22 protein-coding genes are annotated in these 25,676 nt (G+C 63.7%); 16 read left to right on the top strand and 6 right to left on the bottom strand.

The window, feature by feature from the left end; all coding sequences use genetic code 11:
• The first annotated feature begins 4 nt into the window (after nucleotides 1–4).
• Nucleotides 5–1,249 (top strand): DUF1479 domain-containing protein, encoded by a 1,245-nt coding sequence (locus tag B0G62_RS13010; RefSeq protein WP_103704593.1) that lies wholly within the window; start codon nucleotides 5–7, stop codon nucleotides 1,247–1,249.
• Nucleotides 1,250–1,268: 19 nt separating this feature from the next.
• On the opposite strand, the gene B0G62_RS32485 is transcribed toward B0G62_RS13010, so the two are convergent.
• Nucleotides 1,269–1,397, bottom strand: a complete 129-nt coding sequence (locus B0G62_RS32485; protein WP_279629751.1) for a hypothetical protein — start codon at nucleotides 1,395–1,397, stop codon at nucleotides 1,269–1,271.
• 198 nt (nucleotides 1,398–1,595) lie between these two features.
• Between B0G62_RS32485 and B0G62_RS13005 the strand changes: the two genes are divergently transcribed.
• On the top strand, nucleotides 1,596–2,390 hold the full coding sequence (locus B0G62_RS13005; RefSeq protein ID WP_103704592.1) for a sulfite exporter TauE/SafE family protein: 795 nt from the start codon (nucleotides 1,596–1,598) through the stop codon (nucleotides 2,388–2,390).
• Between the two features lie 66 nt (nucleotides 2,391–2,456).
• Here B0G62_RS13005 and B0G62_RS13000 read toward each other — a convergent pair whose 3' ends face one another.
• On the bottom strand, nucleotides 2,457–3,281 hold the full coding sequence (locus tag B0G62_RS13000) for an NAD-dependent epimerase/dehydratase family protein (RefSeq protein ID WP_103704591.1): 825 nt from the start codon (nucleotides 3,279–3,281) through the stop codon (nucleotides 2,457–2,459).
• An 81-nt stretch (nucleotides 3,282–3,362) separates the two neighbouring features.
• Nucleotides 3,363–4,670 (bottom strand): MFS transporter, encoded by a 1,308-nt coding sequence (locus B0G62_RS12995; protein ID WP_407671155.1) that lies wholly within the window; start codon nucleotides 4,668–4,670, stop codon nucleotides 3,363–3,365.
• Nucleotides 4,671–5,189: 519 nt separating this feature from the next.
• Here B0G62_RS12995 and B0G62_RS12990 point away from each other — a divergent pair.
• The 4 genes from B0G62_RS12990 to B0G62_RS12975 all read left to right on the top strand — a co-directional run bounded on the left by B0G62_RS12990 (nucleotide 5,190) and on the right by B0G62_RS12975 (nucleotide 8,928).
• Nucleotides 5,190–5,924 carry a ribonuclease activity regulator RraA gene (locus B0G62_RS12990; protein WP_103704590.1) on the top strand — a complete coding sequence of 245 codons (735 nt, stop codon included), beginning with the start codon at nucleotides 5,190–5,192 and terminating at the stop codon, nucleotides 5,922–5,924.
• 58 nt (nucleotides 5,925–5,982) lie between these two features.
• Nucleotides 5,983–6,912, top strand: coding sequence for an aldose epimerase family protein (locus B0G62_RS12985; RefSeq protein WP_103704589.1), 930 nt, complete (start codon nucleotides 5,983–5,985; stop codon nucleotides 6,910–6,912).
• A 123-nt stretch (nucleotides 6,913–7,035) separates the two neighbouring features.
• Nucleotides 7,036–7,725 (top strand): FadR/GntR family transcriptional regulator, encoded by a 690-nt coding sequence (locus B0G62_RS12980; RefSeq protein ID WP_103704588.1) that lies wholly within the window; start codon nucleotides 7,036–7,038, stop codon nucleotides 7,723–7,725.
• A gap of 123 nt (nucleotides 7,726–7,848) precedes the next feature.
• On the top strand, nucleotides 7,849–8,928 hold the full coding sequence (locus tag B0G62_RS12975; RefSeq protein ID WP_244193216.1) for an alpha/beta hydrolase: 1,080 nt from the start codon (nucleotides 7,849–7,851) through the stop codon (nucleotides 8,926–8,928).
• Nucleotides 8,929–9,078: 150 nt separating this feature from the next.
• Here the strand turns inward: B0G62_RS12975 and phaP are convergent, their stop codons facing one another.
• Entirely contained in the window at nucleotides 9,079–9,639 is a 561-nt protein-coding gene (phaP, locus tag B0G62_RS12970) for a TIGR01841 family phasin (protein WP_103704587.1), read from the bottom strand.
• Between the two features lie 584 nt (nucleotides 9,640–10,223).
• On the opposite strand from phaP, the gene B0G62_RS12965 reads away from it, so the two are divergent.
• The 8 genes from B0G62_RS12965 (at nucleotide 10,224) to B0G62_RS12930 (ending at nucleotide 20,754) form a co-directional block, all read left to right on the top strand.
• A complete protein-coding gene (locus B0G62_RS12965; RefSeq protein WP_244193215.1) occupies nucleotides 10,224–10,838 on the top strand; it encodes a cytochrome b in 615 nt (204 codons plus the stop codon).
• A gap of 29 nt (nucleotides 10,839–10,867) precedes the next feature.
• Nucleotides 10,868–12,370, top strand: coding sequence for a glycosyltransferase family 2 protein (locus B0G62_RS12960; protein ID WP_103704585.1), 1,503 nt, complete (start codon nucleotides 10,868–10,870; stop codon nucleotides 12,368–12,370).
• Nucleotides 12,371–12,627: 257 nt separating this feature from the next.
• A complete protein-coding gene (locus tag B0G62_RS12955; RefSeq protein WP_103704584.1) occupies nucleotides 12,628–14,034 on the top strand; it encodes a circularly permuted type 2 ATP-grasp protein in 1,407 nt (468 codons plus the stop codon).
• Nucleotides 14,035–14,104: 70 nt separating this feature from the next.
• Nucleotides 14,105–15,058 (top strand): alpha-E domain-containing protein, encoded by a 954-nt coding sequence (locus B0G62_RS12950; protein WP_103704583.1) that lies wholly within the window; start codon nucleotides 14,105–14,107, stop codon nucleotides 15,056–15,058.
• Nucleotides 15,059–15,110: 52 nt separating this feature from the next.
• Nucleotides 15,111–15,914, top strand: a complete 804-nt coding sequence (locus B0G62_RS12945; RefSeq protein ID WP_103704582.1) for a transglutaminase family protein — start codon at nucleotides 15,111–15,113, stop codon at nucleotides 15,912–15,914.
• A gap of 124 nt (nucleotides 15,915–16,038) precedes the next feature.
• Nucleotides 16,039–16,914, top strand: coding sequence for a proteasome-type protease (locus B0G62_RS12940; protein ID WP_103704581.1), 876 nt, complete (start codon nucleotides 16,039–16,041; stop codon nucleotides 16,912–16,914).
• A gap of 176 nt (nucleotides 16,915–17,090) precedes the next feature.
• Nucleotides 17,091–18,785: an acid phosphatase gene (locus B0G62_RS12935; protein ID WP_103704580.1), complete on the top strand. Its 1,695-nt coding sequence runs from the start codon at nucleotides 17,091–17,093 to the stop codon at nucleotides 18,783–18,785.
• Nucleotides 18,786–19,392: 607 nt separating this feature from the next.
• Complete coding sequence (locus B0G62_RS12930) at nucleotides 19,393–20,754, top strand: sugar efflux transporter (RefSeq protein WP_103704579.1); 1,362 nt, start codon at nucleotides 19,393–19,395, stop codon at nucleotides 20,752–20,754.
• A 114-nt stretch (nucleotides 20,755–20,868) separates the two neighbouring features.
• On the opposite strand, the gene B0G62_RS12925 is transcribed toward B0G62_RS12930, so the two are convergent.
• Together B0G62_RS12925 and B0G62_RS12920 are read right to left on the bottom strand one after the other, a co-directional pair.
• Nucleotides 20,869–22,368 (bottom strand): MFS transporter, encoded by a 1,500-nt coding sequence (locus tag B0G62_RS12925; protein WP_103704578.1) that lies wholly within the window; start codon nucleotides 22,366–22,368, stop codon nucleotides 20,869–20,871.
• Nucleotides 22,369–22,478: 110 nt separating this feature from the next.
• The gene (locus B0G62_RS12920) at nucleotides 22,479–22,958 is read right to left on the bottom strand and encodes a hypothetical protein (protein ID WP_103704577.1); all 480 of its coding nucleotides are present in this window, start codon (nucleotides 22,956–22,958) and stop codon (nucleotides 22,479–22,481) included.
• Between B0G62_RS12920 and B0G62_RS32480 the strand changes: the two genes are divergently transcribed.
• Both B0G62_RS32480 and B0G62_RS12915 read left to right on the top strand, forming a co-directional pair.
• The gene (locus tag B0G62_RS32480) at nucleotides 22,957–23,082 is read left to right on the top strand and encodes a hypothetical protein (RefSeq protein ID WP_279629750.1); all 126 of its coding nucleotides are present in this window, start codon (nucleotides 22,957–22,959) and stop codon (nucleotides 23,080–23,082) included. The two genes, B0G62_RS12920 and B0G62_RS32480, sit on opposite strands and share 2 nt — an antisense overlap.
• 690 nt (nucleotides 23,083–23,772) lie before the next feature.
• Complete coding sequence (locus tag B0G62_RS12915; protein WP_103704576.1) at nucleotides 23,773–25,332, top strand: NADH-quinone oxidoreductase subunit M; 1,560 nt, start codon at nucleotides 23,773–23,775, stop codon at nucleotides 25,330–25,332.
• Nucleotides 25,333–25,676: the final 344 nt, after the last annotated feature.

Raw genomic sequence — 25,676 nt, 5'->3', positions numbered from 1 at the left:
CGCAATGGCCCTGCAAATCGATGACCTTCCGGTAGCCATCCGCGAGGCGAAGCGCGAACTGCGCGAGAGACTGCCCAACTACCGCGAAGTGTTCACAGAGGTCGAGGAGGCGTTGAGCCAGCAGGCCGAAGCGATCGCGACGCTGCGCGACCGTGGCGAGCCGGTCATACCGGAAATCGCGTTCAAGGACATCGTGGAGAACCGCGTGAGCGACGCGCAGATTGCGCTCGTCAAAACGCGCGGTGCTTGTGTGATCCGCAATGTCTTCGAACGCTCGCTCGCGGAGCAATGGGACAACGATATCGCCGACTACGTCGAGGGCAATCATCTCGATGCCCGCTTGCTGAATCGTGCCGAAGATAATTATTTCGGCCAGCTCGCGTCGAGCAAGCCCCAGATTTACGGCGTGTACTGGTCGAAGCCGCAGGTGCTCGCGCGCCAATCGAACGAACTCATACAGGTGCGTGTCTTTCTCAATCGACTCTGGCGTGCGGAAAGCGAAGGGCGCGTGCATTTCGATCCCGACCGCGTGCCGGTCTACGCGGACCGCCTGCGTCGTCGCCCGCCTGGTTCGGAGTCCCTGGGTTTGTCGGCGCATTGTGACGGCGGCTCGGTCGAGCGCTGGATCGAGCCGAATTTCCGCAAGGTCTATCGCCACGTTTTCTCGGGAAATTGGCGCGACTATGACCCGTTCGATGCGGCATGGCGCACGGAAGTCGAGGAAATTGCGTCGCCGGCGGTTTGCTCGATGTTCCGCACTTTCCAGGGATGGACGGCGCTCACACAGCAGGGACCGGGCGACGGGACGCTGCAACTGGTGCCGATTGCAAACTCGATGGCCTACATCCTGCTGCGCGCGCTGCAGGACGATATCGCCGACGACGATCTGTGTGGGGCGATGCCGGGACGCGCGCTATCGATCAAGGCCGACTACCACGCGCCGCTGTTTCGCGCGCTGACATCGATTCCGCCGATGCAACCCGGCGACACGGTGTTCTGGCATAGCGACGTCATTCACGCAGTCGAAGACGCGCATCGCGGCAAAGGCTACAGCAACGTGATGTATATCGCCTCGGCACCTGGGTGCGCGAAGAACGATGCGTGGCTGAAGCGGCAGTTGTCGGCTTTCCTGGACGGCAAGAGTCCGCCCGATTTTCCGGCGGATCATTTCGAAGTGGATTTCATCGGCCGCGCGACGGCTGATGATCTCACTGCTTCGGGCCGCGCACAGATGGGCTTCGATCGGTAAGCGGTGCCGTGGAGGGGTTTTAAAGCGCGTGCTGAACCGTGCGCGCCGAGTCCGTGATGTCCTGGCCGAAACCGGCAATCGTGTTGCAGCCCGTCAGGCCAAGCGTAGTGGCGGCGACCAGAAGAATCGCCAGTGTGCGAATAGACATATCAACCCCGCGTTGTTATCGACAGCCGGCTGTGCGCGTTATTGCGTTCTCTAAGCCAGCGTGGGCGAAAGTCTATCAGCACCTGGCGGGTTGGTGGCTTACAGGAACTTTGTCGCTGGCGCGCATGCGCTATCATCCTCCCGGCGTCTCAAAAAGCCCCGCGCCCATCGGCGCCCCTCCACGCACCCCTCGTCAACGATGTTCGATTTCCAGCTTTCCGGGGGCGTCCTGCTCCCGCACATGCAGGCGCTCGACGCGCTCCAGCTTTGCGGTATCGCCATTGCGCTCGTGCTCGGCGGCATGGTGAAGGGCGTGACCGGCATCGGCGTGCCGCTCGTCGCCATGCCTATCCTCACGCACTTTCTGCCCGTCAAGCAGGCGGTGCTGCTGCTCTCGATGCCCATCATCCTCGGCAATATTCCGCAGGCGCTCGAAGGCGGCGAGTTCTGGAAGACCGTCAGGCAGATCGCCGCGCCGCTGATCGGCACCGTGATCGGCAATGTGGTGGGGGTGTCGCTGTTGATACGGCTGGAGCCGCATCACGCGCAGGCGGCGTCGGGTATCGCGCTGATCGTGGCCGCCGCGTTGCTGCTGGCGTCGCCGAAGCTGAAGTTGTCGCCCGCGCTGGTGAAGCCGGTGGGGTTTGCGCTCGGTTTCGGCGCGGCGCTGATGGAGAGCATCGCGTCGGTGCCCGGACCGCTGCTGGCGATGTATCTGATCGCATCGGGCGCAACCGGGCGCGTGTTCACCAAGCAGATCGCGATTATTCTGGTCGTGTCGGTGCTGACGCTGATTACCACCTTCGGCAGCGGCGCCCATGCGAACGGCGCCGATCTCGGCATCTCCGCGCTGGCGAGCGTGCCCGCGATTATCGGCATGTTCCTGATCCGCCCGCTGCGCGACAAGCTGCATCCGCTGGCGTTTCGTATCGTAGTGCTCGTGTGTGTGCTGGCGGCGGCGGTGCAGATGATCTTCAAGTCCGGTGTGTTGTAAACGCACATGCTGCACCATTAAAAAAAGCGCCATGCAGGCGCTTTGTGTATCAGGGGAAAAGGGCGTTCAGCTGTTTCGCCCGCGCTTCTCAACCGGCGTGAAATCAAAGCTCGCGAAACTGCCACCCTGATAACGCCGCGCGGTGGCATCGAGCGGATTCTGTTGCGCCAGGATTTCGGCGGCCCAGTCTTCGGCGTTCTGCTTCGGCTCGTAGCCCAGACGCTTCGCGTCGTCGTTCGCGCCTTCCTGCGCCCAGTAGCTGCGCGTGTTGTTCGACACGCCCCACACCACGGCGAAGCCGATCGATTCCACGTTGATGACGCGGTCGATCATATGGAACAGATCCTCGTGGCCGAACCACGTGCTCAGATGGCGGAACTCCGTGGGCTTCGGCAAACAACTGCCGATGCGCACGTTCACCGTTTCGATGCCGTGCTTGTCCCAGTAGAGGCGCGCGAGCGATTCGCCCCAGGCTTTAGAGAGGCCATAGAAACCATCGGGGCGAAACGCGCAGTCCAGATCGAGCCTGTCTTCGACCGGATACATGCCGATCGCGTGATTCGAGCTGGCGAACAGGATGCGCTGCGTGCCGTGACGGCGCGCGCCTTCATAGACTTCGACGAGGCCGCGCAGGTTGTTCTCGATGATCTCGGGCAGCGGGCGCTCGACGCTCGTGCCCGCCATGTGGATCAGCACGTCTACGCCGTCGAGCAGGCGGTCGACCACGGCCGGATCGCGCAGGTCGCCGTGCATGACGTCTTCGCCATCGAAGAGCGGCTCAAGCGGCTTCGTGCCGGCCGCCGAGCGCAGATTCACGCCGCGCTCGTGCAGACCCCGGCGCAATACGGTGCCTAGCTGGCCGGCCGCGCCGGACAATGCAACTTTCTTCACAGTGGATTTACCTCACTAAAAACGCCAAAAGCAAATGCCAAAAGCCGGCACCCTCGCGGGCACCGGCCGATGTTAGACCGATCAGGCTTTCGCGTTCTGCGCGGCCTGCAGCGAGGCGCTGGCGACATTGTCGCGCTGCTGGTTCGAGATCAGACGCCAGGCGACGCACGCGCCGATCAGGTCGAACAGCATCAGGCACACGAACAGAGGGTTATAGCCGATCGTGCTGGCCAGTGCGCCGACGATGAGCGAGAACACCGTCGCGCCGAGGTAGCCGAACATCCCCGACAGGCCCGTGGCCGTTCCGACTTCATGCTGGCCGAACACATCGGAAGCGAGCGTGAACAGGGCGCCCGAGATCGTCTGGTGTGCGAAGGTGCCGACGCAGAAGAGGGCGATGGCGGCATACGGGCTGGCGACGAGCCCCACGCAGGCCGGTCCAATCATCAGCAGCGCGCCGGTCGTGATGACGAGCTTGCGTGACGTGATGAGCGAGCAGCCGAACCAGCGGATAAAGAGCGGCGCGAGGTAACCGCCGATCAGGCAGCCGAGGTCGGCGGCGAGGAAGGGAATCCACGCGAACAGCGCGATTTCCTTCAGGTTCATGTGACGCACGGTGACCATGTAGAGCGGAATCCACGCGCCGAAGGTCTGCCATGCCGGTTCCGCGAGCATGCGCGGGATGCCGATGCCCCAGAAGCGGCGCGTCTTGAGCACTTCCTTGAACGACGCGCGTTTGCCGACGCTCGACTTCTGCGCGTCGGTCTGACCGGCGCGGATGTAGTCGGCTTCGTCTTGCGAGAGCCTGGGGTGTTCGGCGGGCATCTTGAAGAACACGAGCCACAGCGCGACCCAGATCAGCGCGACGCCGCCCGTCAGCACGAACGCGAACTGCCAGTTGTACTTGAGAATGCACCAGACCACGAGCGGCGGGGCGATCATCGCGCCGATCGACGTGCCGGTGTTGAGCCAGCCGGTGGCGACCGAGCGCTCCTTCGCCGGGAACCACGCGCTGATGGCCTTCATGCCGGCCGGGAAGATCGCGGCTTCGCTCATGCCGAGCAGGCCGCGGAAGAACGCCAGCGCGGGCCAACTGCCGGCGAGGCCGTGCAGCATGTTGGCGATGGCCCAGCCGAACGCAAAGATCGCGAAGCCGATCTTGACGCCGACGGAGTCGAGCACGAAGCCGGCGATCGGCTGAGAGAGCGCATAGCAGGCCTGGAAGGCCGTGACCACGTACGAGTACTGCTGGGTGGTCATGTGCAGCGTCTGCGTGAGCGTGGGCGCCGCCACGGAAAGCGAACTGCGCGCGAGATAGTTGAAGATCGTGCCGATCATGATGAGGCCGATGATCCACCACCGAACCCCTTTGATAGTCTTGCGTTGCACTGCTCGTCTCCTGCTATGGCGGACGTGGGTTCCGTGGGGCGCGATGCCCGCCGGACGTCCTGATGGATATTGTGTGCGTGCGCTTGCTGGGAGCGTAGCCGCGCGTTTGTCATGCAACCCTGCGGACCCGCTCCCGCTGTTCAGCTTTTTTCGGTTTTCTCGACGGGTCCGTGACGAACCCGGATCAGGGTCGTCATGTAAGACATCATTCTATTTGCGGCAAAGTTGTAAAGCAAATCTTGTTTGGATGGGGATTTCCCTGGGAACCGCAGCGAGTTTGCGAGTGGTCAGGAAAGAGGGAAATCGTTGTCACAGGCGCTGGACATGGGCCCGAAAGTCGGCGTGTCAGCGCCTGCGCCTGTTGTCCGATAACCGGCCGGGAAGCGAGACGCATCGGGCTGGTTGACAATTTTCGTGTTGTATTACAACAATGCCGTCATTGCGCCCGATGACTATCCCCGTGACGCTCGGGCGACCCGCCTGCGCCGCTTGCGCGCGCCACAAAACGGACGAGACACGATGAATTCACCCGCCATTCCCGTAAGCGATCAAGCGCTCGAACAACTGCGCCACGTCTCCACGGCCACACTCACCACCCAGCTTTTCAAGCACGGTCTGCGCAACGTCTTCGTGCAGGGCGTGAAGCCGCTGGCGTCACCGGCGCCCGGCACGCCCAATCTCGTTGGGCCGGCCTTCACGATGCGCAACATCCCGGCGCGCGAGGATCTCGACCAGTTGAGCGCGTTCCAGAATCCCGAGCATCCGCAGCGCAAGGGCGTCGAAACCGTGCCGCCCGGCGCGGTGCTCGTGCAGGATTGCCGCGGCGTGACCGATGCGGCTTCGATGGGCTCGATTCTGGCCACGCGGCTGAAGGTGCGCGGCGTCGCGGGCATGGTCTCGGACGGCCCGGTGCGTGACAGCGCGACCATCGCCGCGCTCGGCATTCCGGTCTATTGCGCGGGGGCCTCCGCGCCGCTCAATCTCTGCAAGCACCACACCGTCGATCTGAACGTGCCGATCGGCTGCGGCGGTGTGGCGGTGTTTCCTGGCGACATCCTGGTCGGCGACGCCGACGGCGTGGTGGTGATTCCGCGCCATCTCGCCGAGGAAGTCGCCCAGGCGGCCACCGAGCAGGAAACGCTCGAATGTTTCATCACCGAGCGCATCGAAGCGGGCGCGGCGCTGCCGGGCACCTATCCGCCGAACGAAGCAACCCTCGCGGCGTACGCCGAGTGGAAGAAGGCGCGCGGTTGAAGCCCGGGGTGCGCTCGCCAGCGCACGCGTCAAAAGTTTTCTCAATTTCCGATACGACATGCCGAAATTTCAGGATCAGGACGTCATCGAAATCGTGTGCGGCGGCTCGCGTCTGCTGATCGCGCCGCAAGCCGGCGGGCGCCTGTTGTCGTGGCACCTGCGCGGCGCGCCCATCATCCACTGGCCCGATACCGCCGACTGGAGCCAGCCGGCGCTGGTGCGCGGCGGCAATCCACTGCTGTTTCCTTTCATCGCGCGCCATCGCGTGGATGGACGCATCGGCTTCTGGCGCGACGCGCAGGGCGTCGTGCGCGAAGTGCCGATGCATGGCTTCGCGCGCGATCTGCCGTTCGCCGCGCGAATCGATGCGCAGGGCGCGGGCGTACAGATGACGCTCACCGACAGCGACGCGACGTACACCGGATATCCGTTTCGTTTCCGCTTCGAAGTGCAATATCGTCTGGTTGAAGAGGCGACCCTGGAAGTCAGCCTGACCACGACGAATACGGCCGAGCCTTCTGCCGATGCGCTCGCGAACCGCATGCCGTACTACGCGGGCCATCACTTCTACTTCGCGCTGCCCCATACGCAGCGCGGCGAGGCGGCGCTGGAACTGCCGCACAACGTCTACCGGCATCAGCTCGCCGATGGCACGACGACCGCGCCGCAGCCTGGCGCGACGCGTTACCGCTTCGACGATCCGCAGATTGTCGATCGCTTTCATTGCCTCGAAGGCGAGCCGCAGACGCCGGTGCGTATCGACATGCCAACACTCAATCGCGCAATCGAAATCGACCTGAAGCGTCCCGGCTCACTGCCCTGGTACGCCGTGACCTCGTGGACGCTCGCACCCGACGCGGATTTTTATTGCGTCGAGCCGTGGCTCGGCTTGCCCGATGCGATCCACAATGGCCTGGGCTTGCGTTGGCTCGCGCCGGGGCAAAGTGAAACGGCTACGCTGCGGATCGCCGTGAGCGCGCTGCGGTGATGCGTGAAAACAGACGTTGTCATCGTGCAGAAGTCTTGTCGGCTGGGGCGTTTCGCTCTGTGAGCGCCTCATATGACTTACAATCCACGACACACCTGACAACTCACCGCGTAGCACCTGACCATGGCTGAGCAGAAAGCGCCGAATATGCCGGCGCGGATTTACAGCGACATCCTGAACCGCATCATCGAAGGCGAATACAAGGAAGGCGAACGGCTGCCGACCGAGCACATGCTTGCGGAACGCTTCGCCACCTCGCGGCCGACCGTGCGCGAAGCGCTCGCGCAACTGCGCGCGGACGGCATCATCGCCACGCGCCACGGTTCGGGCACCACGGTCATGCGCCGCCCCGATCCCGACGTGCGCCGCTTCGCGCCGCTCGAGACGCTGTCGGATATCCGTCGCTGCTATGAATATCGCGTGGTGGTGGAGGCGGGCGCCGCCGCGCTCGCCGCGCAGAAGGCTGATGACGCCGATCTCGCCGCCATCCGCCGCGAGTGGGACAACCTCCAGACGATCGTCGAGACCTCGGGCATCGGCGCGAAAGACGACTTCGCGTTTCACATGGCCATTGCCCGCGCGTCGAAGAATTCGTTCTTTATTACCGCGCTCTCGGGCATCCAGGAGCAGATGGTCTTCAGCATGAATCTGTCGCGCAACCTCTCGCTCGTGAAGTCGGTCGAGCGCCAGCGCATCGTGCAGCAGGAGCATCTGGAAGTGCTGGAGGCGATCCAGGCGCGCGACGCCGTGCGCGCGTCTGAGGCCATGCGCAAGCACCTCGAACATGCGGTCAGCCGCATGTTCGGTTCCTGATTCCCCATTCCCTATCGAGCGGCGGCGCGCTGCCGTCGTTTTTGTCCGCCGTTTTTTTGACCTGTCGGTCAGCGTGTTTCCGTCTCGAACGTTTTATCCTGTGTTTTTCCAATGGGAAACACAATGCGTTCGACCGTTCCGCGCGCCGCCGTTGCGGCATTGCTGGCCTGTGCGCTTTACACCCTCTGCGCCTTTTTCACGGATTCCGCCGAAGCGCGCCGCGCACACGCCTCGAACGAGCGTCCCGTCGATGCGATCGCCACTGCGCGGATGCCGATCGACACGCCGCAAGGCCACGCGGAATTCGCGCTCGATCTGAGCGCGGACTGGAATGCGCCACAGCCCGATGTCGTACGAGCCGTGATCGTGCTCCATGGCCGCCTGCGCAATGCCAACGACTATTTCCGCACGGCGCAACGCGCGCGCGAAGCCGCCGACAGCGATCCGGGCACTACGATCCTGATCGCGCCGCAATTCCTTTCGACTGACGATACACGCGCTTTCCGCTCGCCGCCCGATCTCCTGAGCTGGCATTCGAACGCATGGATGGGCGGCGCCGAAGCAAAGACCGGCGCGCCGGTTGGCGCCTACGCGGTGCTCGACGCCATCGTGCGCCGCCTCGCCGACAAGCAGCGTTTCCCTAATCTCAAGACGATCGTGTTCGCGGGGCATTCGGGCGGGGCACAGGTGCTGCAACGCTATGCGATTGCCTCCGACGTGCCGGACGAGCTGGCGCAGGCGGGCATCGACGTGCGTTTCGTGGTGGCCAGCCCGTCGTCGTATGCCTATTTCGACGCGCAACGCCCAGATGCCGATGGCGCGCCTGCGGCCTTCGACGCTTCGCGCTGCCCCGGATTCGATAGCTGGAAATACGGTATGCAGGCGCGTCCCGCGTTCATGCGCACGCGCTCGCCGGAACAACTGGAAACGCGTTACGCGCAGCGGCACATTCTTTATCTGGTCGGGGGCGCCGATCGCGATCCCGCTTCGGCCTCGCTCGACAAAAGCTGTGCCGCCATGGCGCAGGGGCCGCAACGTCTGGCGCGTGCCGAGGGCTTCTTCCGTTATATGGAGACGCGCCACCCGGCGGGCCTGAACCAGCAGTTCCATGTCGTGCCGGGCGTCGGGCACGACGAAGCGCGCATGCTCACCTCGCATTGCGCGCTCAAGACGATGTTCGACGTGGGAAGCTGCGACGACTGACGCCGCGTTGCCGAAAGGAAACTGTCGGCTCGAATCGACGCCGATCGGCAATATTGGCGCCGAAAAGAAAAACGGGCTTCGCTTTGAGCGAAACCCGTTTTTTCTGCGCGACCGGGACGCCGCGAGGCGTCCAGCCGGAAATCTTGCTACTTAGGCCGCTTGCTTTGCAGTGCGCGTAGCCTGGGCTGCTGCCTTCGATGCTGCCTTGGTGACTGCGTCGATGTTGCTTTCGGCGATTTCGGTGGCTTGCTTCGCCGCCTTGTTCACCGATTCAAACGCGCCCTGGGCTGCCGTGATGGCCGACTTGAACGCTGCGATGGCGGTTTCCGAACCCGCCGGCGCATTCTTGGCCGCCGAATCGACGAACGACTGGACGGCACGTTGCTGCTGTTCGAACTGGCTCTGGGCGGCTTCGCTGAGTTCCGAATGCGTGGCCGAGACGATCGCGTACACGTTGCGGCCGTAGGCCAGCGCCTTTTCGGCGGCGGGTTGCGCGTAGCCGGCTTGCAGAGCGAAGAAGCCTTGCGGGTCCTTGGCCGACAGCGTGCGCTGGGCGTGTTCCTGGCCTTCGGCGATGGCGGCGCGGGCCGTTTCGATGTTCAGTTCGGCGAGCTTGACTGCGCTCTCGAACGCCTTGGTCGTGAGGCCGAAGAGGGTTTCGAGGCCGGCTTTCTGGGTGGCGGCGAATTGTTCGGGAGTAGGAAGAGTCATGTCGTTATTCCTGATGGGGGACCGCTACGCGACGGTTCCGTTACGAAAAGAAGAAAACGTTCTATCGATCACCGGTTCGCGTATTGGTGCGATGCAGCAATCCACTCCATAATATCTCAAAAGAAACGTGTGTCAAGCGCTATGTTGTGCATCGCAGCATTTCAGTAAATACTTGATTCGAATTAAAAATTCACTGACATAGTCAGCCGTCAGGCAGCACAAAAATTTTCGACTCATTTCCGATTCGAAACGCATGGACTTCCCGTGTCGCCGTGGATTTTCTGATCGGAATAAAGCGGCCAATAAGCCAGTACGCCGACCTTATGCCGATGATCCGCAAGCCGGAGCGGTGCACCAGCGCCGCTCCGGTTTTTTTGCGTCCGCTTCGCCAGTGCGTTGCAGGCGCTGAAGCTGGCAATCTCGCCATCTTTCGGCTTCTGCAATGTCAGGAGTGAGGGCGCATAATGCGCGTGCGCCGAGGTTGGCGCCCCGTTTCGGCCACGCACGAACCTTGTTTGCGCGTGCGGGGAATAAACCCTCCGCGCCGCGCGTTATCTCCTGTTGAAACGTTACGGCCCGCTCTCGTGAAAACTTCTATTTCCGCCGAATCGAGTTTTTCCGCCGCCGCGCCCGCGCAGAAGTACACGCGCGTGGCCGTGCTGCTGCACTGGTCGATCGCCTTGCTGATCCTCGGCAATGTCGCCCTCGGCCTGACGGCTGCGCTGCTGCCCGACGGCACGCTCCCCGACGAAGGCATCCGCTTCGTGATCGACACGCACAAGTCCATCGGCATCACCGTGCTGGGTCTGGCGATCCTGCGCGTGCTGTGGCGCCTCACGCACCGCCCGCCGCCGCTGCCTGCCGAATTCCCCACATGGGAGCGCGCCGCCGCGCACGCCGCGCATATCGCGCTCTACGTGCTGATCTTCGCGATGCCGCTGACCGGCTGGCTGCACGACTCGGCATGGGTGGCCGCGGCTTCGCATCCCATGTATCTGTTCGGGCTGTTCCGGTGGCCGCGCATCGGCTTCATCATGAATCTCGATCCCGCCACCAAGAACCAGTTGCATGAGCAGTTCGGCGCGCTGCACACGGCTTGCAGCTATGCGCTCTATGGCGTGCTCGCGCTGCATATCGCGGGCGCGCTCAAGCATCAGTGGATCGATCGTCATTCGGTGCTGCGCCGGATGATGCCGTGAACGACGCAAAGGCACGAAAAGGGACTGTCTTGAACGACTCGCTCGATCAGGCGCTTGCGCGCATTTCGCCGCGCATCGCGCCACCGCCCACACCGCTCATCAGCGTCGCCATTCACCTGAGCGTCATGGCGCTCTGGTGCGTGCTGTTCGCACGCGCGTTCTTCCTGCAAGGGGTGGTTGCATGGTCGACCGGCATCGCCTATGTGATCTATGACACCGTGCTGCTGATCTTCGTGGCCTGGCAGGCGCGCGTGCTGCTGCGGCCCGATGAAAGCGCGAGCGTGCCCGCGTTTGCCTCGTCGGCGTTGCCGACGCTCGGCGTGATCGTCGCGGCGCATAACGAGGCGGGCGTGCTGACGATCACGCTCGATGCCTTGTTCGCGCAGACCCGCGCGCCGCGCCAGATCGTGATCGCCGACGACGGTTCGACCGATGGCACCGCCGCGCTGCTCGCGAAGCACTACGGACTGACTGACCCGGGCGAGGGACGCATGAGCGCGCCATCGCCGCACTGTCCGAATCTGCGCTGGCTGAAGCTCGCGCACGGCGGCAAGGCGCGCGCCTTGAACGCAGCGCTCTGCGCGATGGACACCGACGCGGTGATGACCGTCGATGCCGACACGCTGCTCGAACCCGATGCCTGCGCCGCCATGGCCGACGCGTTCGCGCGTGAGCCTGCGCTCGTGGCGGCGGCCGGCCTGCTCACCCCGGTCTGCGGCACCACGCCGAGCGGGCGCTTTTTTCAGTGGTTTCAGACTTACGAGTACATCCGCAATTTCATTTCGCGCTTTGCGTGGATGCGCGCGGATAGTCTGCTGCTCGTTTCCGGCGCGTTCGCCGCGTTTCGCCGCGAGGCGGTGGTGACGGTGGGCGGCTTCGATCCGCATTGCCTCGTAGAGGACTACGAACTGATTCATCGGCTGCGCCGTTATTCCGTGAACGAGGGCCTGGGCTGGGATGTGCGGGTGATCGGCACGGCGCGCGCGACTACCGACGCGCCCGGTACGCTTGCGAGTTTCCTGCGTCAGCGCCGCCGCTGGTTCGCGGGCTTTCTGCAAACGCAGTACTGGTATCGCGACATGACCGGCAATCGCCGCTACGGCAAACTCGGCCTCATGATGCTGCCGGTGAAGGCCTTCGACACCGTGCAGCCGATCTACGGTCTCACGGCGTTCGCGCTGCTGCTGGTTTTTTTGTTCGACGCGCGCTTTACGATCGTCTTACCGGTGCTGGCGGTGATCGTCGGCAAGATCGTCATCGATCTCGCGTTCCACCTGTTTTCCGTGCACCTGTATCGACGCTGGAGTGGCGACCGCAAGAGTTCGAGCTTCGGCATGGCGCTGCTCGCCGCCATCTTCGAACCGTTCTCTTTCCAGTTGATGCGCCATGCGGGCGCGGCGATGGGCTGGCTGCATTTCCTGCTCGGGCGGCGCAAATGGGGCGTCCAGCAGCGCACCGGCCTGGGCGCGCAGCAGCGGCGCAAGCCAGGCGAAACGGCCAAAACGGCCAAAACGGCGGCACAATCGCGTTGACTGGGCAATCGCGGCCGTTGCGCCTAGACTGCACCATGATGAGGCGTCGAATCGCAATGCCATCCGGTCGCGTGATTGCGCTCGAAAACTTGCACCATTTGGGCGCGTGAATGCGGGGAAAAGCGTTGAAACTGGCTTGAGCACTCGTGCTCCGGCGATGGCATACGCCTTGCTTTTTGTAGCGTATCGCAGTGCGCGGTCCATGGCGTGACGTCATGATCCGGTCGCGACGCTGCACCCACGCGCGAGAACGAGCGATGCAAGTCCATGACGAAATGCGCGACGAGGGCGCGGTGCGCCCGCATTACGAACGCTTCCAGCACTGGCTGGAGCGGCAGACTGGCGAGACGATGGCGCGCAAACGCGCGGAGGCGGACCTGCTGTTCCGCCGGGTCGGCATCACTTTCGCGGTGAACGGCGATCTCTCCGGCACCGAGCGGCTGATCCCGTTCGATCTGATTCCACGCATCATTCCCTCTGACGAATGGGTCACGCTCGCTCGCGGCCTGCGTCAGCGTGTGCAGGCGCTCAATCTATTTCTTCACGACGTCTATCACGAGCGCAATATCGTACGCGCCGGCGTGATTCCCGCCGAGCAGGTCTATACGAATGCGCAGTATCGGCCCGAAATGCAGGGCATCGATCTGCCGCTCGGCGTCTACGCGCATATCGCGGGCATCGACATCGTGCGTGACGGACGCGATGGCGCGTTCTACGTGCTCGAAGACAATCTGCGCGTGCCCTCGGGCGTCTCGTACATGCTCGAAAACCGCAAGATGATGATGCGGCTCTTTCCCGAACTGTTCGTTCAGCACAAGATCGCGCCCGTTGCGCACTATCCCGATCTGCTGCTCGAAACCTTGCGCGCGTGCGCGCCCGACGGCGTTGACGATCCGGTGGTTGTGCTGCTCACGCCGGGCATGTACAACTCGGCCTATTTCGAGCACACCTTCCTTGCGCAGCAGATGGGCGTGGAGCTGGTCGAAGGCAGCGATCTGTTTGTCGAGGACAACTATGTATTTATGCGCACGACCAAAGGGCCGCGCCGCGTGGATGTGATCTATCGCCGCGTCGACGACGATTTTCTCGATCCGCTGGCGTTTCGCGCCGAATCCGCGCTCGGCGTGCCGGGCCTGCTCACGGCCTATCGCGCGGGCCGCGTCGTGTTGGCCAATGCGATGGGCACGGGCGTCGCCGACGATAAATCGATCTATCCCTACGTGCCGGACATGATCGAGTTTTATCTGGGCGAGAAGCCGATTCTCAACAACGTGCCCACCTGGCAGTGCCGTCGGCCCGACGATCTGGCCTATGCGCTCGACCACCTGCCCGAACTCGTCGTGAAGGAAGTGCATGGCGCGGGCGGCTACGGCATGCTGGTCGGCCCGGCTTCGACGAAAGAGGAAATCGAGGCGTTTCGCGCGCGTCTGATCGCGCGGCCTGGCAACTACATCGCGCAGCCCACGCTGTCGCTTTCCGCCTGCCCGACCTTCGTGGAGGCCGGCATTGCGCCACGCCATATCGATCTGCGGCCGTTCGTGCTGTCGGGCAAGACGGTCCAGATGGCGGCTGGCGGCCTCACGCGGGTCGCGCTCAAGGAAGGATCGCTGGTCGTGAATTCGTCACAGGGCGGCGGCACGAAAGACACCTGGGTGCTCGAATGAATACGCCAACGGCGATTGCGAAAACCCCTACGAAAAACACTGCGGAAAACGGAAACAAAGAGGAGCGAGCATGCTGAGCCGTACTGCCGATCACCTGTTCTGGATGGCCCGTTACATGGAGCGCGCGGAGAATACCGCGCGTATGCTCGACATCAACCTGACGGCGCTGCTGTTGCCAGGCAACGCCGATGACGAAGCGCGCACGCATCGCGCCATGCTGCGCATTTCCGAGCTCGACACGGCTTTCGACGCGCGCCACGAAAAGACCACGCGTAGTAACGTGCTGCAGTTTCTGGTGGCGGACCCGACCAATCCGTCGAGTATCTACTCGTGTCTGCAGGCAGCGCGCGAGAATGCGCGTGCGGTTCGCGGCACGCTCACCACGGAGTGGTGGGAAACGGTCAACGATACCTGGCTGCAGTTCTACGAACTGCTGCGCGGCGACACGTTGTCCACGCATCCCGAGTCGCTGTTCGAGTGGGTGAAGTTCCGCTCGCATCTTTCGCGCGGCGTGCGTGTGGGCACGGCCTTGCAGGACGATGCGCTCTTCTTCACGCAACTCGGCACCTTCCTGGAACGCGCCGACAACACGGCGCGCATCCTGGACGTGCGTTTCGTCGAAGTGGATCAGGCCGATTCGCGTTCGGCCGCACGTCAACTCGAAGACTTCTATTACTGGACGTCGATTCTGAGTTCGGTTTCCGCGCTGGAGATCTACCGCAAGGTGTATCGCGACGTGGTGACGCCCGCGCGCGTGGTGGAGTTGCTGATCCTGAACCAGCAGATGCCGCGTTCGCTGCTCGCCTCGATGGAGGGTGTGTGCGTGAATCTGGCGATGCTGCGCACCGATGCGTCGCGCGAAGTCGAGCGCACGGCCGGCAAGTTGCGCGCCGAACTGCTGTACGCGGATTTGCGGCAGATTTTTTCGGTGGGCGTGCATACCTTCCTCACGCAGTTTCTCGCGCGCGTCTACGAGTTGGGAAACCAGGTGGCGCGGACCTATCTGATGTTGCCGGTGGGTTAGCGCGATGCGAAGTCGTTCGCATTCCAGATCGATTCGTTGAAGGATTTATGCCATGCAACTCGCGATTCGTCATGACACCGTCTACCGCTACGACGCGCCGGTGCACTATTCGATCCAGCAATTGCGGCTCGCGCCGCTCACGACGCCTTCGCAGATCGTCACGCAATGGCATGTGGATGCGCCCGGCAAGCTCGACGCCAGTCGCGACGCTTACGGCAACACGCTGATGACGCTGGTACTCTCGCGCCCGCACCGCGAAATACGGTTGCGCGTGCGTGGGGAAGTAGAAACGGTGCCGCTCGCGCAGGGACGCTTGACCGAAGGCGAAGGGCCGATTCCCACCTGTCACTTCACGTCGCCCACGCGTCTCACCGAGGCCGATGCGGCGCTCACGGCGTTCGCGCAGAGCCTCGGGCCGCTCGATGATGCGGCTTCGATTCTCGACGCCGCGGCGCGCATTACGCAGCAGGTGCGCTACGAATCCGGCGTGACGGACGTTGCGCATACGGCCGCCGATGCGTTCTCGCTCGGGCGCGGCGTGTGTCAGGATCATGCGCACGTGATGCTGGCGGTGTGCCGCGCGCGCGGCGTCCCGGCCCGTTACGTGAGCGGTTATTTCGCTCCCGGCGACGTGCCCGAAATGGCGAGCCACGCCTGGGTGGACGTCTGGCTCGACAACGGCTGGGTGACGGTGGACGTCACGCACGCGTGTTTCGCAAGCGAAAAATACTGCCGCATCGCAGTGGGGCGCGACTATGAGGCGGCCGCGCCGGTGCGCGGGCGGCGTATCGGCGGGTTGGGCGAGACGCTCGACGTCAGCGTGCGGGTCAGTGCACACGGCGCGCAGCAGCAATAGTTTTCTCGTTATACGAAAGGAAACGCGCGCACGAGAAACATACAAGAGCGCGCGTTTCTCATGCGCAACGCCGCCGCAGGACGTGCGAAAATCGCCGCTACCCGAGACGATTCGAAGGACAACCATGACGTACTGTGTAGCGCTTGCTGTGGAAGAGGGACTGGTTTTCCTTTCGGATACGCGCACGAATGCCGGGGTCGATCACATCAGCACATCGCGCAAGATGGCCGTGTTCGAAGAACCGGGCGAGCGCGTGCTGGTGCTGCTCGTGGCCGGCAATCTGGCGATCACGCAGGCAACCTTGCAGGTGCTGACCGAGCAGCGCGACAGCGCGCAGCCCTCGCTGTGGAACGCGCCGAGCATGGTCGAGGCCGCGCGCATCGTCGGCGAGGCGGTGCGCGAGGTGCACCGGCGCGATGCCGAAGCGCTCAAGCAGTTCAATGTCGATTTCAATTGCAGTTTCATCCTTGGCGGCCAGATTCGCGGCCAGGCCATGCGCGTATTCCAGATCTACGCGGCGGGTAACTTCATCGAAACGTCGAGCGTCAATCCGTACTTCCAGATCGGCGAATCGAAGTACGGCAAGCCGATCATCGACCGCGTGCTCACGCCGCGCACGCCGCTCGACGAGGCCGCCAAATGCGCGCTGATCTCGATGGATTCCACGCTGCGCTCGAACCTCTCCGTGGGGCTGCCGCTCGATCTGCTTGTCTATGAGCGCGACTCGCTGCGCGTGACGCGTTACGTGTCGCTCGACCATTCGAACGCCTATTTCCAGATGCTGCATTCGACCTGGGGTGAACGGCTGCGTCAGGTGTTCGGCGAGATTCCCGATCCGCTTTGGGCTGACGATGGCGATGTGCCGCGCCACGAGCGCGTGGAATTGCCCGCCGTGCCCCGGCCTCCGCACGAAGGGCAACGCGCGGATGGCGTCCAGGCTCGCCCTGCGCAGACGCTCGCGCAGGGTCCGCAGCCGGCGACGCCGCCGCGCAATACCTGAGCTTATCTGCCGTCCTCATGCGTCCGGGCCGCGTGGCCCGGACGCGCGCCTCTGCGTGTAACGGAAGTGTCATGCACCTCGCCGCCGCACGGGCCGCTGTGCGCGGTATCCTCCTGCAGGATGTCTGAAGATCGGAGCGCGCCAGCGCCCTTTGACCGGAACAAGGAGGCAGGTTGATGAAGCATGACGACCCGAAGGCAGCGGACCAGAAAGAGAACAACGACAGCTCTATGCCGGACGATCCCGCGCGCCGGCGTGTGCTGGGCGGACTCGCCGCGGTGGGCGTGGGCCTCGCGCTCAGCGGTTGCCAGACATCGGCGACGAATGCGGGGCCTGGCCCGCGCAGCGCAGGCGATGCGCGTGTCGATGCCGCGCTGCGCGACCAGGTGCGCCACATCGTCGTGATCTACGCGGAAAACCGCAGCTTCACAAATCTCTACGGCAATTTTCCCGGCGTGCAGACGCCACTGTCGGGCGTGCCCGCGTCGCGTTACGCGCAGCTCGACCGTGACGGCAAGACGCCGCTCACCCAGTTGCCGAAGATCTGGGGCGGGCTGGTTCCGCAGGCGCAGGAACTGGACGGCAAGCGCTACATGATCGGCGAAGCGGCCATTGAGGGTCTCGCGAACCAGCCGTTTCGTATCGTCGACACTCATGGCAATCCGTTGCCGAATGGAATCATCACGCGCGATCTGGTGCATCGTTTCTACCAGAACCAGATGCAGATCAACGCCGGCCGTAACGATCAGTTCGCCGCGTGGGGCGATTCGGGCGGTCTCGTGATGGGCTATTACGAGAACTCCGCCGAGACCCTGCGGCTCTGGCAGCTCGCGCAGCAATACACGCTTTGCGACAATTTCTTTATGGCCGCTTTCGGCGGCTCCTGGCTCAACCATATCTATCTGATCGCCGCGCAGCCGCCGTATTACCCGAACGTCCAGTCGAGTCCAGCCGGGAAGCTGGTCTCCGTGCTCGACAGCGACGATCCGCTCGGCACGCGTCTGAAGCTCGCGGCCGGCAGCCCGGCCTCGGCATTGGGCGGTCCGCCGAAGTTCGTCAACGACGGCGCCTTTACGCCGGACGGCTACGCGGTCAATACGATGGCGCCGCCGTACCAGCCGAGCAGCGTGCGGGCCGCCGAGGACGGCAATCCGGCGTGGGCCGACCCGTCCGATCCGCGAGTGATGCCGCCGCAAACTTTTGCCACGATCGGCGACCGGCTCTCGGCCAAAGGCGTGGATTGGGCCTGGTATAGCGGCGCCTGGCAGTTCGCGCTCGACCATCGCGATACGGGCTCGGTGCCTGATTTCCAGTACCACCATCAGCCCTTCAATTACTTTGCCAACTTCGCGCCGGGCACGACTGAGCGCGCGCGGCATCTGCGCGATGCGGGCGTCGGCGACGATCCGGCGACCAATCGTCTGCTCGCCGATATCGACGCGGGGCGTTTGCCCGCCGTCACGTTCTACAAGCCGCAAGGCAACCTGAACATGCACGCGGGCTATGCCGATGTGGAATCGGGTGACCGCCACGTGGCCGCCGTGATCGAGCATCTGCAGCGCAGCCCGCAGTGGGCCAATACGGTGGTCGTCATGACGCACGATGAGAATGGCGGCTGGTGGGATCCGGTCGCGCCGCCCACGGGCGACCGCTGGGGGCCGGGCTCGCGTGTCCCGGCGCTCGTGATCGCGCCGTTCGCGAAGAAGGGCTTCGTGGACCACACCTTCTACGACACGAACTCGATCCTGCGCTTCATCAGCCGCGTCCACGGACTCGCGCCGCTCGATGGCGTGGCGTCGCGCGATCAGGCTTTCGTCGCGCGTGGACAGACGCCGCCGGGCGATCTAACGGGCGCGCTCGATCTGGCGTGAACATGATGGGCAGGCGGCGGGGGAGGTCGCGAGCGAAAGTTGCCAATCGGAAACCTTCTGCTGAATCCGTGACTAAATCGACTAACTGCCCATCCGATCAATGGGTTGGCGCGCTCGTAAGGCGGTTATCAACAAGTTTATCCACGGGAGCTGTGGATAAGTTTTTTGCGCATTTTTTGTGCATTTTTACTGGTGTGCGAGCGTTTGTCTTTATGAATCATAGGGTTGGTTGCGATGTCCAGCAGTTGCCCACAGGGCTGTGAACAAAAACTGTGGACAAGAGCGGCGCCCGGTTTCGTATCTGGGGCAAAACTGCTGCAATCGGCAACGCTGCAGACAATCCGATACGCATCAGGGACTTGGCGCACTCATCCCAGGGTTACGCACAGGGCTGCCCCCAAAATCTGTGGATAGTCTTGCTGCGATTCGTTTTGGGCGAGACCCAGATGCTGATATCGATAACACCCGCCTTGCGCCGTCCGCAGTTTCAGTCCGATAATTGGGTTCGCAGCCGGGTTCACGCAGTCTGAACGCTTCGCTGCACGCTCTACCGCACGCTTCGCTCCACGCGTCGCGACCACTCGTCCCCGCCACTCTCCAACGCGCCGTGCTCAAGAACTCGCGCTTTGTCGGTCTCCTGCATATTCCCGGTTTTCTGCCGCTCGCCGGCGCCACCCTGATGCTGGGCGTGGCGATGTCCTTCACCGCACCGTATCTCTCGCTATTCGGCGTCGAGCGCGCCGGCATGACGCCGTTCCGGCTCGGCGTGTTCATGACCGCGATCGCCGCGAGCGGCGTGATCGCCAGCACGGCGGCGGGGCGCTGGAGCGACCGCACGGGCAAGCATCGGCTGCTACTGCTGGTCTCGCTTTGCGCGGCTACGCTCGGCTATCTGTGCCTGTGCGTCGTGCGCGACTACCGGCTGCTGCTCGCGGTTGGCATCGCCTTCATCGGCGCGGGCGGTTGCGCGCTCTCGCTGGTGTTTTCATTCAGTCGCGCGGCGCTGCCCGCAGCCGACGATGCCGAACGCACCTTCGCCAGCGCGACGTTGCGCACGATTCTTTCGGCAGCGTGGGTGTTCGGCCCGGCGGTGGGCGCGCTGGTGCTCGCGGCGACTGGCTTTTACGGCCTGTTCCTGTTCGCGGCCGCGAGCTTCGCGGCTTGCGGCACGATCGTCTGGCGCATGCGCGAACCGCGTCAGGACGAGCACGCCACGCAGCACCTGATGAAGCGGCCCACCGCCCAGGAAGTGGCGCAGGAGCGCGCCGAAGAGGCCATCGCGCCTTACGAGGGCCAGCCGCTCACGCAGGCCGAAGTGCAGCCCGCCGTGAAGCAGCGCATTCGCGCCGCCGCGCCGGACGTCTCGCAGAAGGACATCATGCGCGCGATCGTTGCGCTCACGCTGATCGGCCTCGCCGCCAATGCGACCATGATCGTGCTGCCGCTGTATATCGTCCACGGTTTGCAGGGCTCGCGGCTCGACGTGTCGATCATGCTGGGCTTGGGCGCGCTCATGGAGATTCCGATGATGCTTGCGCTTGGCGCCAAGGCGTCGCGCCTGAACAAGCCGCATTGGCTCGCGGCCTGTGCCGTCGTCCATGCGGTGTATTTCGCGTCGATGGCGGCGGCGCCCGGCGTGCACGCGCTCATTCCGATGCAGATTCTCAACGCCTTCGTGGTGGCCGTGACGTCGTGTCTCGGCATGACGTTCGTGCAGGATCTGATGCCCGACTCGCCGGGGCGGGCGACGGCGCTGTTCTTCAACGCGTCGCGGCTTGGTTCGATTCTGTCCGGGGTGCTCTCGGGCATGCTCGTGCAGGCCTTCGGCTATCGCGGCACGTTCCTGTTTTGCGGCGTGCTCGCGTTGTGCGCGCTCGTACTGTTCGCGGTGCCAGGTGAGCAGTATCCGAAGATGGCGCGCGCGGTGCGCGATTTCGTGCGCGAGCGTCTGGCGTCGCGGGCGAAATAGAACTGCGAGAACTACGAATCGTATCGATTCGATAAGTCATCCGAATCAATTTCCGGAAAAGAAAAGCGGCACGATAGACGCGCCGCTTTGTGCTTGTTCAGGAATCGAAATTACTCATTGCGCTGTTTCTGCCGCGCGCACGCCGGCGGTTTCCTCAGCGGCAAAATCTTCGGCATCCACGTCGTAGCCCGACGGCTCCCAGCGCACCGAGAGCAGCGCCACCAGGCCCGCGAGCGGCGCGATCGCGATGATCCAGAACACGCGCGTGTTGAGCGCGGCGGCCAGCACCGGAAACAGGAACAGCGAAACCGTCGAGCTTGCGCGCATCAGCGTCTGGTTCAGGCCCACGCCCACGCCGCGCAGCGAAGTGGGGTAGCCCAGCGAAGCGAACGTCATGCTGTGCGAGCCCGGCCCAATTCCCTGACCGAACAGAAACGCCGCGAGCAGCGCGACGGCGCTGACGACTTCGGGCGTCGTCGCGGGCTTGCCGACGATCGCGAGTCCCACGAGCGCGCCGAACTGGATCACGTACCCGCAGACCGTCATATTCCACGCGCCGAAACGCGGCACGGTGCGCACGGCGATCAGGCCGCCCACGAACGCGAAGCCCAGATTGAGCGCGAGCGAGGCGAGGATCGTGGTCAACATCGACTGCGCGAGGAAGCTGGAGATGATCACCGGCAGGCCGAACGCCACCGCGTTATAGGCGAACGAGGAGGCCACGCCGATCACCGTCGCGAGCGCCGTGCGCCGCGCATAGACGCCACGCAGCAGCGCGCCGTAGTTTTTCCACGAGGCGACGCGCGCGGGTTTTGCCGGCGCCTCGCGCGCTTCGGGCGCGACATCGGCATCGATGCCATAGGAGCGCTGCAGAATGCGCGCCGCGCCCGCGAGATCGCCCTGATTCGCGGCCCAGACCGGCGACTCGCTGATATAGCGGCTGCGGATCGCGATGATGACGAGCGCGGGCACCGCGCCGAAGCCCAGCGTCAGACGCCAGAGCAGATGCGAATGCGAAGCGGGCAGCGTCGCATAGAACGCCAGCACGAGCAGATACGAGATGCTGATGGCCGCATACCAGACGGGGCACCACATCGCCACGCGCGCGGCCTTGTTGCCGCGTCCCGAGAGGCGCGAGAACTCGGCGAGGAAGGCCATCGCGACGGGAAGATCGATACCCACGCCGAGACCCATCACGAAGCGCGCGCCGCCCAGCACCCACGCATTGGGCGCGAGTGCGCAGGCGAGCGCTGCGACCACGAAGAAGAACATGTCGGCCATGAAGACGCGGTAGCGGCCGATGCGGTCGGTCAGGAACCCGCCGAGGAACGCGCCGACGATGGCGCCGAAGGTGATCGCCGAGGCGACGAAGCCGGTGCCCGCCGGCGAGAGGGAAAACTCGCGCGCCACGTCCTTGAGGCCGAAGGCCAGGGCGCCCAGATCGTAGGCGTCGAGGAACACGCCGCCCAGCGCGATCGCGACGACGATGCGCGCGTTGCTGCCGGGCGCGCCGCCCGCGTTGACGAGCCGTGAGACGTCGGCGGCGCTGCGGATCAGCGCGCGGCTGGCTGAAGGTGGGGAGGGCGGGGAAGCGGGAGCGGCGGTGGAAGACATTCAGGCAGGCGGGCGGCGGGGAGAAAGCCTCGAATGCTACCGGCGGCCCGCTGGGCGCCCAAATCGTCTTTCGTAATGAGCTTATGCAGTGCGCGTGTCAATGCACGTCTTTAGTGCATATAGGTCACGCGGCGCGTGCGGTCGCTCAGTTGTACGCCTGCGTCGAGCAGGCAGATCGCGAACCAGCGCGAGGTCTTGAGCATGCCGCTGACGCTCTGCGACGGCAGCCAGTCGTTGAGCAACTGCACGGCGGCTTCGCTGCGCGTCGATTGCAGCAGCGCGATCACCTGCAGCAGCGAGCCTTCGTCCTTCGCGAGTTCGGACGCGCAGCGGCAGCGCGTGTCGAGCGGGCGGCACGAAGCGCGGCAGAGCGTGCCCATCAACAGGTCGAAGTGGCCGATGCCCTCGGCGCCGAGTCCGGCGTCGGCGAGCACGCCGCGCCAGCTTTCGGCCTTGCCGTAAGCGTCGCAATGCGGACGCAGCCAGGTGCGCACGGCACGCAGGACGGTTTGTTCGGCGCTGTCGGGATGCTGGACGAAGGTGTCGTCGATCAGCGTGTCATTTCTCGCGAAGGGGGCGGTGTAGTTCATGGCAGCCTCGGGCGATCAGGGCGAAGAAGGCGGTCGGGCGCGCAGCACGGTGCGCGGATCCATCGTGGCCGGCCTCGCCGGCATGGAAACCATGATGCCCCAAAACTCGTTCAAATGCAAATGATTCTCATTTGTATAATGACGATGCCAGTTGGCGTGTGCGCGGATGCGGCACCGCAGCAGCTCCGCGTTATGGATCGGAACGAATCAATCATGACGCGGGAAAGGACTCTTCCAGGCACGCTGCTTAATGGAAGGGCCACAAGCGGCTACAGTGCGCCCATGCGTGTTCCAGCGTCGCTGGCGCATCGTGAGAGTTCGCCCCGGCCCGAAGACGGCCGGGGCTTTTTTTTGCGCCGCGCAAAGGTGTGCCCTACAGGCCTGGCATGGCCTGCGGGATCGCGCCCCTATGCATAAGTCATTGAGGGCAAAAGAACAAGTAAGGTATTATTCGGGCCGCGCGGTGTGACGGCGTGTCGCGTGCACAGGCGTTCAAGAGGTCTTCGGGGGGCACTTTTGAGAACAGAGAGGCGCTGATGAGCGGTGTTTCCTGTTTTTGTACTAGCATAAAATTGCACAAAAACAATGACTTGTATCAGTGGCTGATCTGGATCGTGTTGTTGCGCTGCAAAAGTTTTGTATTCCGTTTACCCTCGTTAACCCTTGGACGTGTGTTGCATTTCGCCTCTAAGCTGACAGAACCATTGCAGCCAGTCTGGTCCGATTTTCACCCCGCGTTAATCTTTCAGTTTGCTTGCGTGCCAGCCCGTGCGCAGACGAACTATGTGCCCCGCATTTTTAAGGTCCTGTTGAAATGCAATCCGTTCCATTCCTGAGTCTGGCGATCTGGATTCCCATCCTGTTCGGCGTGGCTGTGCTGCGCCTCGGGTCGGATCGCCATCCGCAGCGTACGCGCTGGTTGTCGCTGACCGGCTCCATCGTCGGTCTGCTGGTGACCATTCCGCTCATTACCGGTTTCGACAACCATGTTGCCGCCATGCAGTTCGTCGAATTCCGTAACTGGCTGCCCGACTTCGGCGTGGCGTGGCGACTCGGGATTGATGGCATTTCGCTGTGGCTCGTGGTGCTCACCGCGTTCACGACGCTCGTGATCGTGATCGCCTCGTGGGAGTCGATCACCGTGCGCGTGGCCCAGTACCACGGCGCGTTCCTGATCCTCTCGGGCCTGATGGTCGGCACCTTCGCGGCGACCGACGGCATGCTCTTCTTCGTGTTCTTCGAAGCGACCCTGATCCCGCTGTACCTGCTGATCGGCGCGTGGGGCCATGCCCGCCGCAGCTATGCAGCAGTCAAGTTCTTCTTCTTTTCGCTGGCCGGCTCCCTGCTGATGCTGGTGTCGATGCTGTATCTCTACAGCCAGTCGCACACCTTCGACATGGCCGCCTGGCACAACCTGACGCTCGGCTTCGTTCCGCAGTTGCTCGTCTTCATCGGCTTCTTCGCCGCCTTCGCTGTCAAGGTGCCGATGTGGCCGTTCCATACGTGGCTGCCTGACGTCCACCTCGAAGCGCCCACGGGTGCAACCGTGATCCTGGCGATGCTCAAGCTGGGCGGCTACGGCTTCCTGCGCTTCACCTTGCCGATCACGCCCGACGCGGCGCACTTCTTCGCGCCGGCCATCATCACGCTGTCGCTCGTCGCCGTGGTGTACTCAAGCCTGCTCGCGCTTGCGCAGACCGATATGACGCGTCTGCTGGCCTACTCGACCATCGCCCACATGGGCCTCGTCACGCTGGGCCTGTTCCTCTTCAACCAGATGGGCACCGAAGGCGCGATCGTCCAGATGATCTCGTACGGCTTCGTGTCGGGGGCGATGCTGCTTTCGATCGGCATGCTGTTCGACCGCACCAAGACGCGCACGATCTCGGCTTACGGCGGCGTCGTCAACGTGATGCCGCGCTACGCGATGTTCATGATGCTGTTCTGCATGGCCAACGTCGGCCTGCCGGGCACCTCGGGCTTCGTGGGCGAATTCATGGTCATCATGGGCGCGATCCGCGTGAACTTCTGGATCGGCGCGATCGCCACGACCACGGTCGTGCTGAGCGCGGCATACACCCTATGGATGTACAAGCGCGTGATCTTCGGCGCGGTGGCGAACAAGAGCGTCGCGAAGCTGGCCGACATCGGCCGCCGTGAAACGCTGATTCTCGCGTCGCTTGCCGCGCTGGTGCTGGTAGTGGGCCTCTATCCGAAGCCCATGACCGACGCGATCGAGCTGTCGGCCGCCAATCTCGTGACCCAGGCCGGCCGCACCAAGCAGGCCGCCGAGGACACGGCCAACGCCGACGCCGTGCGCACGGATGCCGCGCGCGCTGCCGCCGACACCCGCGTGCCGCGCTCGCCGACGTAAGCGGGGCGGTCACTGCAGAGAATGACGACGCACCGCGCGCCGTCCCGCCTGTAAGGCGGCGCGGCGCGCGGTGCGTTCAACAGTTTCGGATTGTGTAATTCGGAAACAAAGCCGCGGCGGATCCGCGTCAAGGCTTAAGTGGGGCATGACGTGCGTGTGTTGATGAGGCGCGACAAACCTCGCGAACGCATGCGACATAGTGTCTCAGTTTTGTTTTGACAAAGATCATTTTCAGCATTCATTGATTGTCATGGATCAAAGCGGCTGTATGATTCGGGCGCGCTTCCTTTGCCGGATGTCAGGGGATGTGCCCGGAACTATTCAATGAATGAAATTCAGGCAAA

It is taken from the genome of Paraburkholderia eburnea, assembly GCF_002917095.1.
In the GTDB taxonomy this organism is placed as follows: domain Bacteria; phylum Pseudomonadota; class Gammaproteobacteria; order Burkholderiales; family Burkholderiaceae; genus Paraburkholderia; species Paraburkholderia eburnea.
Note: the sequence above shows the minus strand (reverse complement) of the source record. Positions and strands in the feature narration are given on the sequence as shown.

Excerpts from the sequence above, each read along its gene's own strand:
- B0G62_RS12985 (WP_103704589.1), top strand. The coding sequence starts at position 5,983 with ATGCCGAAATTTCAGGATCAGGACGTCATCGAAATCGTGTGCGGCGGC.
- B0G62_RS32485 (WP_279629751.1), bottom strand. The coding sequence starts at position 1,397 with ATGTCTATTCGCACACTGGCGATTCTTCTGGTCGCCGCCACTACGCTT.
- B0G62_RS12925 (WP_103704578.1), bottom strand. The coding sequence starts at position 22,368 with ATGTCTTCCACCGCCGCTCCCGCTTCCCCGCCCTCCCCACCTTCAGCC.
- B0G62_RS13005 (WP_103704592.1), top strand. The coding sequence starts at position 1,596 with ATGTTCGATTTCCAGCTTTCCGGGGGCGTCCTGCTCCCGCACATGCAG.
- B0G62_RS12975 (WP_244193216.1), top strand. The coding sequence starts at position 7,849 with ATGCGTTCGACCGTTCCGCGCGCCGCCGTTGCGGCATTGCTGGCCTGT.
- B0G62_RS13010 (WP_103704593.1), top strand. The coding sequence starts at position 5 with ATGGCCCTGCAAATCGATGACCTTCCGGTAGCCATCCGCGAGGCGAAG.
- B0G62_RS12915 (WP_103704576.1), top strand. The coding sequence starts at position 23,773 with ATGCAATCCGTTCCATTCCTGAGTCTGGCGATCTGGATTCCCATCCTG.
- B0G62_RS12955 (WP_103704584.1), top strand. The coding sequence starts at position 12,628 with ATGCAAGTCCATGACGAAATGCGCGACGAGGGCGCGGTGCGCCCGCAT.
- B0G62_RS12940 (WP_103704581.1), top strand. The coding sequence starts at position 16,039 with ATGACGTACTGTGTAGCGCTTGCTGTGGAAGAGGGACTGGTTTTCCTT.
- phaP (WP_103704587.1), bottom strand. The coding sequence starts at position 9,639 with ATGACTCTTCCTACTCCCGAACAATTCGCCGCCACCCAGAAAGCCGGC.
- B0G62_RS32480 (WP_279629750.1), top strand. The coding sequence starts at position 22,957 with ATGGCAGCCTCGGGCGATCAGGGCGAAGAAGGCGGTCGGGCGCGCAGC.
- B0G62_RS12950 (WP_103704583.1), top strand. The coding sequence starts at position 14,105 with ATGCTGAGCCGTACTGCCGATCACCTGTTCTGGATGGCCCGTTACATG.
- B0G62_RS12935 (WP_103704580.1), top strand. The coding sequence starts at position 17,091 with ATGAAGCATGACGACCCGAAGGCAGCGGACCAGAAAGAGAACAACGAC.
- B0G62_RS12990 (WP_103704590.1), top strand. The coding sequence starts at position 5,190 with ATGAATTCACCCGCCATTCCCGTAAGCGATCAAGCGCTCGAACAACTG.
- B0G62_RS12945 (WP_103704582.1), top strand. The coding sequence starts at position 15,111 with ATGCAACTCGCGATTCGTCATGACACCGTCTACCGCTACGACGCGCCG.
- B0G62_RS12980 (WP_103704588.1), top strand. The coding sequence starts at position 7,036 with ATGGCTGAGCAGAAAGCGCCGAATATGCCGGCGCGGATTTACAGCGAC.
- B0G62_RS12920 (WP_103704577.1), bottom strand. The coding sequence starts at position 22,958 with ATGAACTACACCGCCCCCTTCGCGAGAAATGACACGCTGATCGACGAC.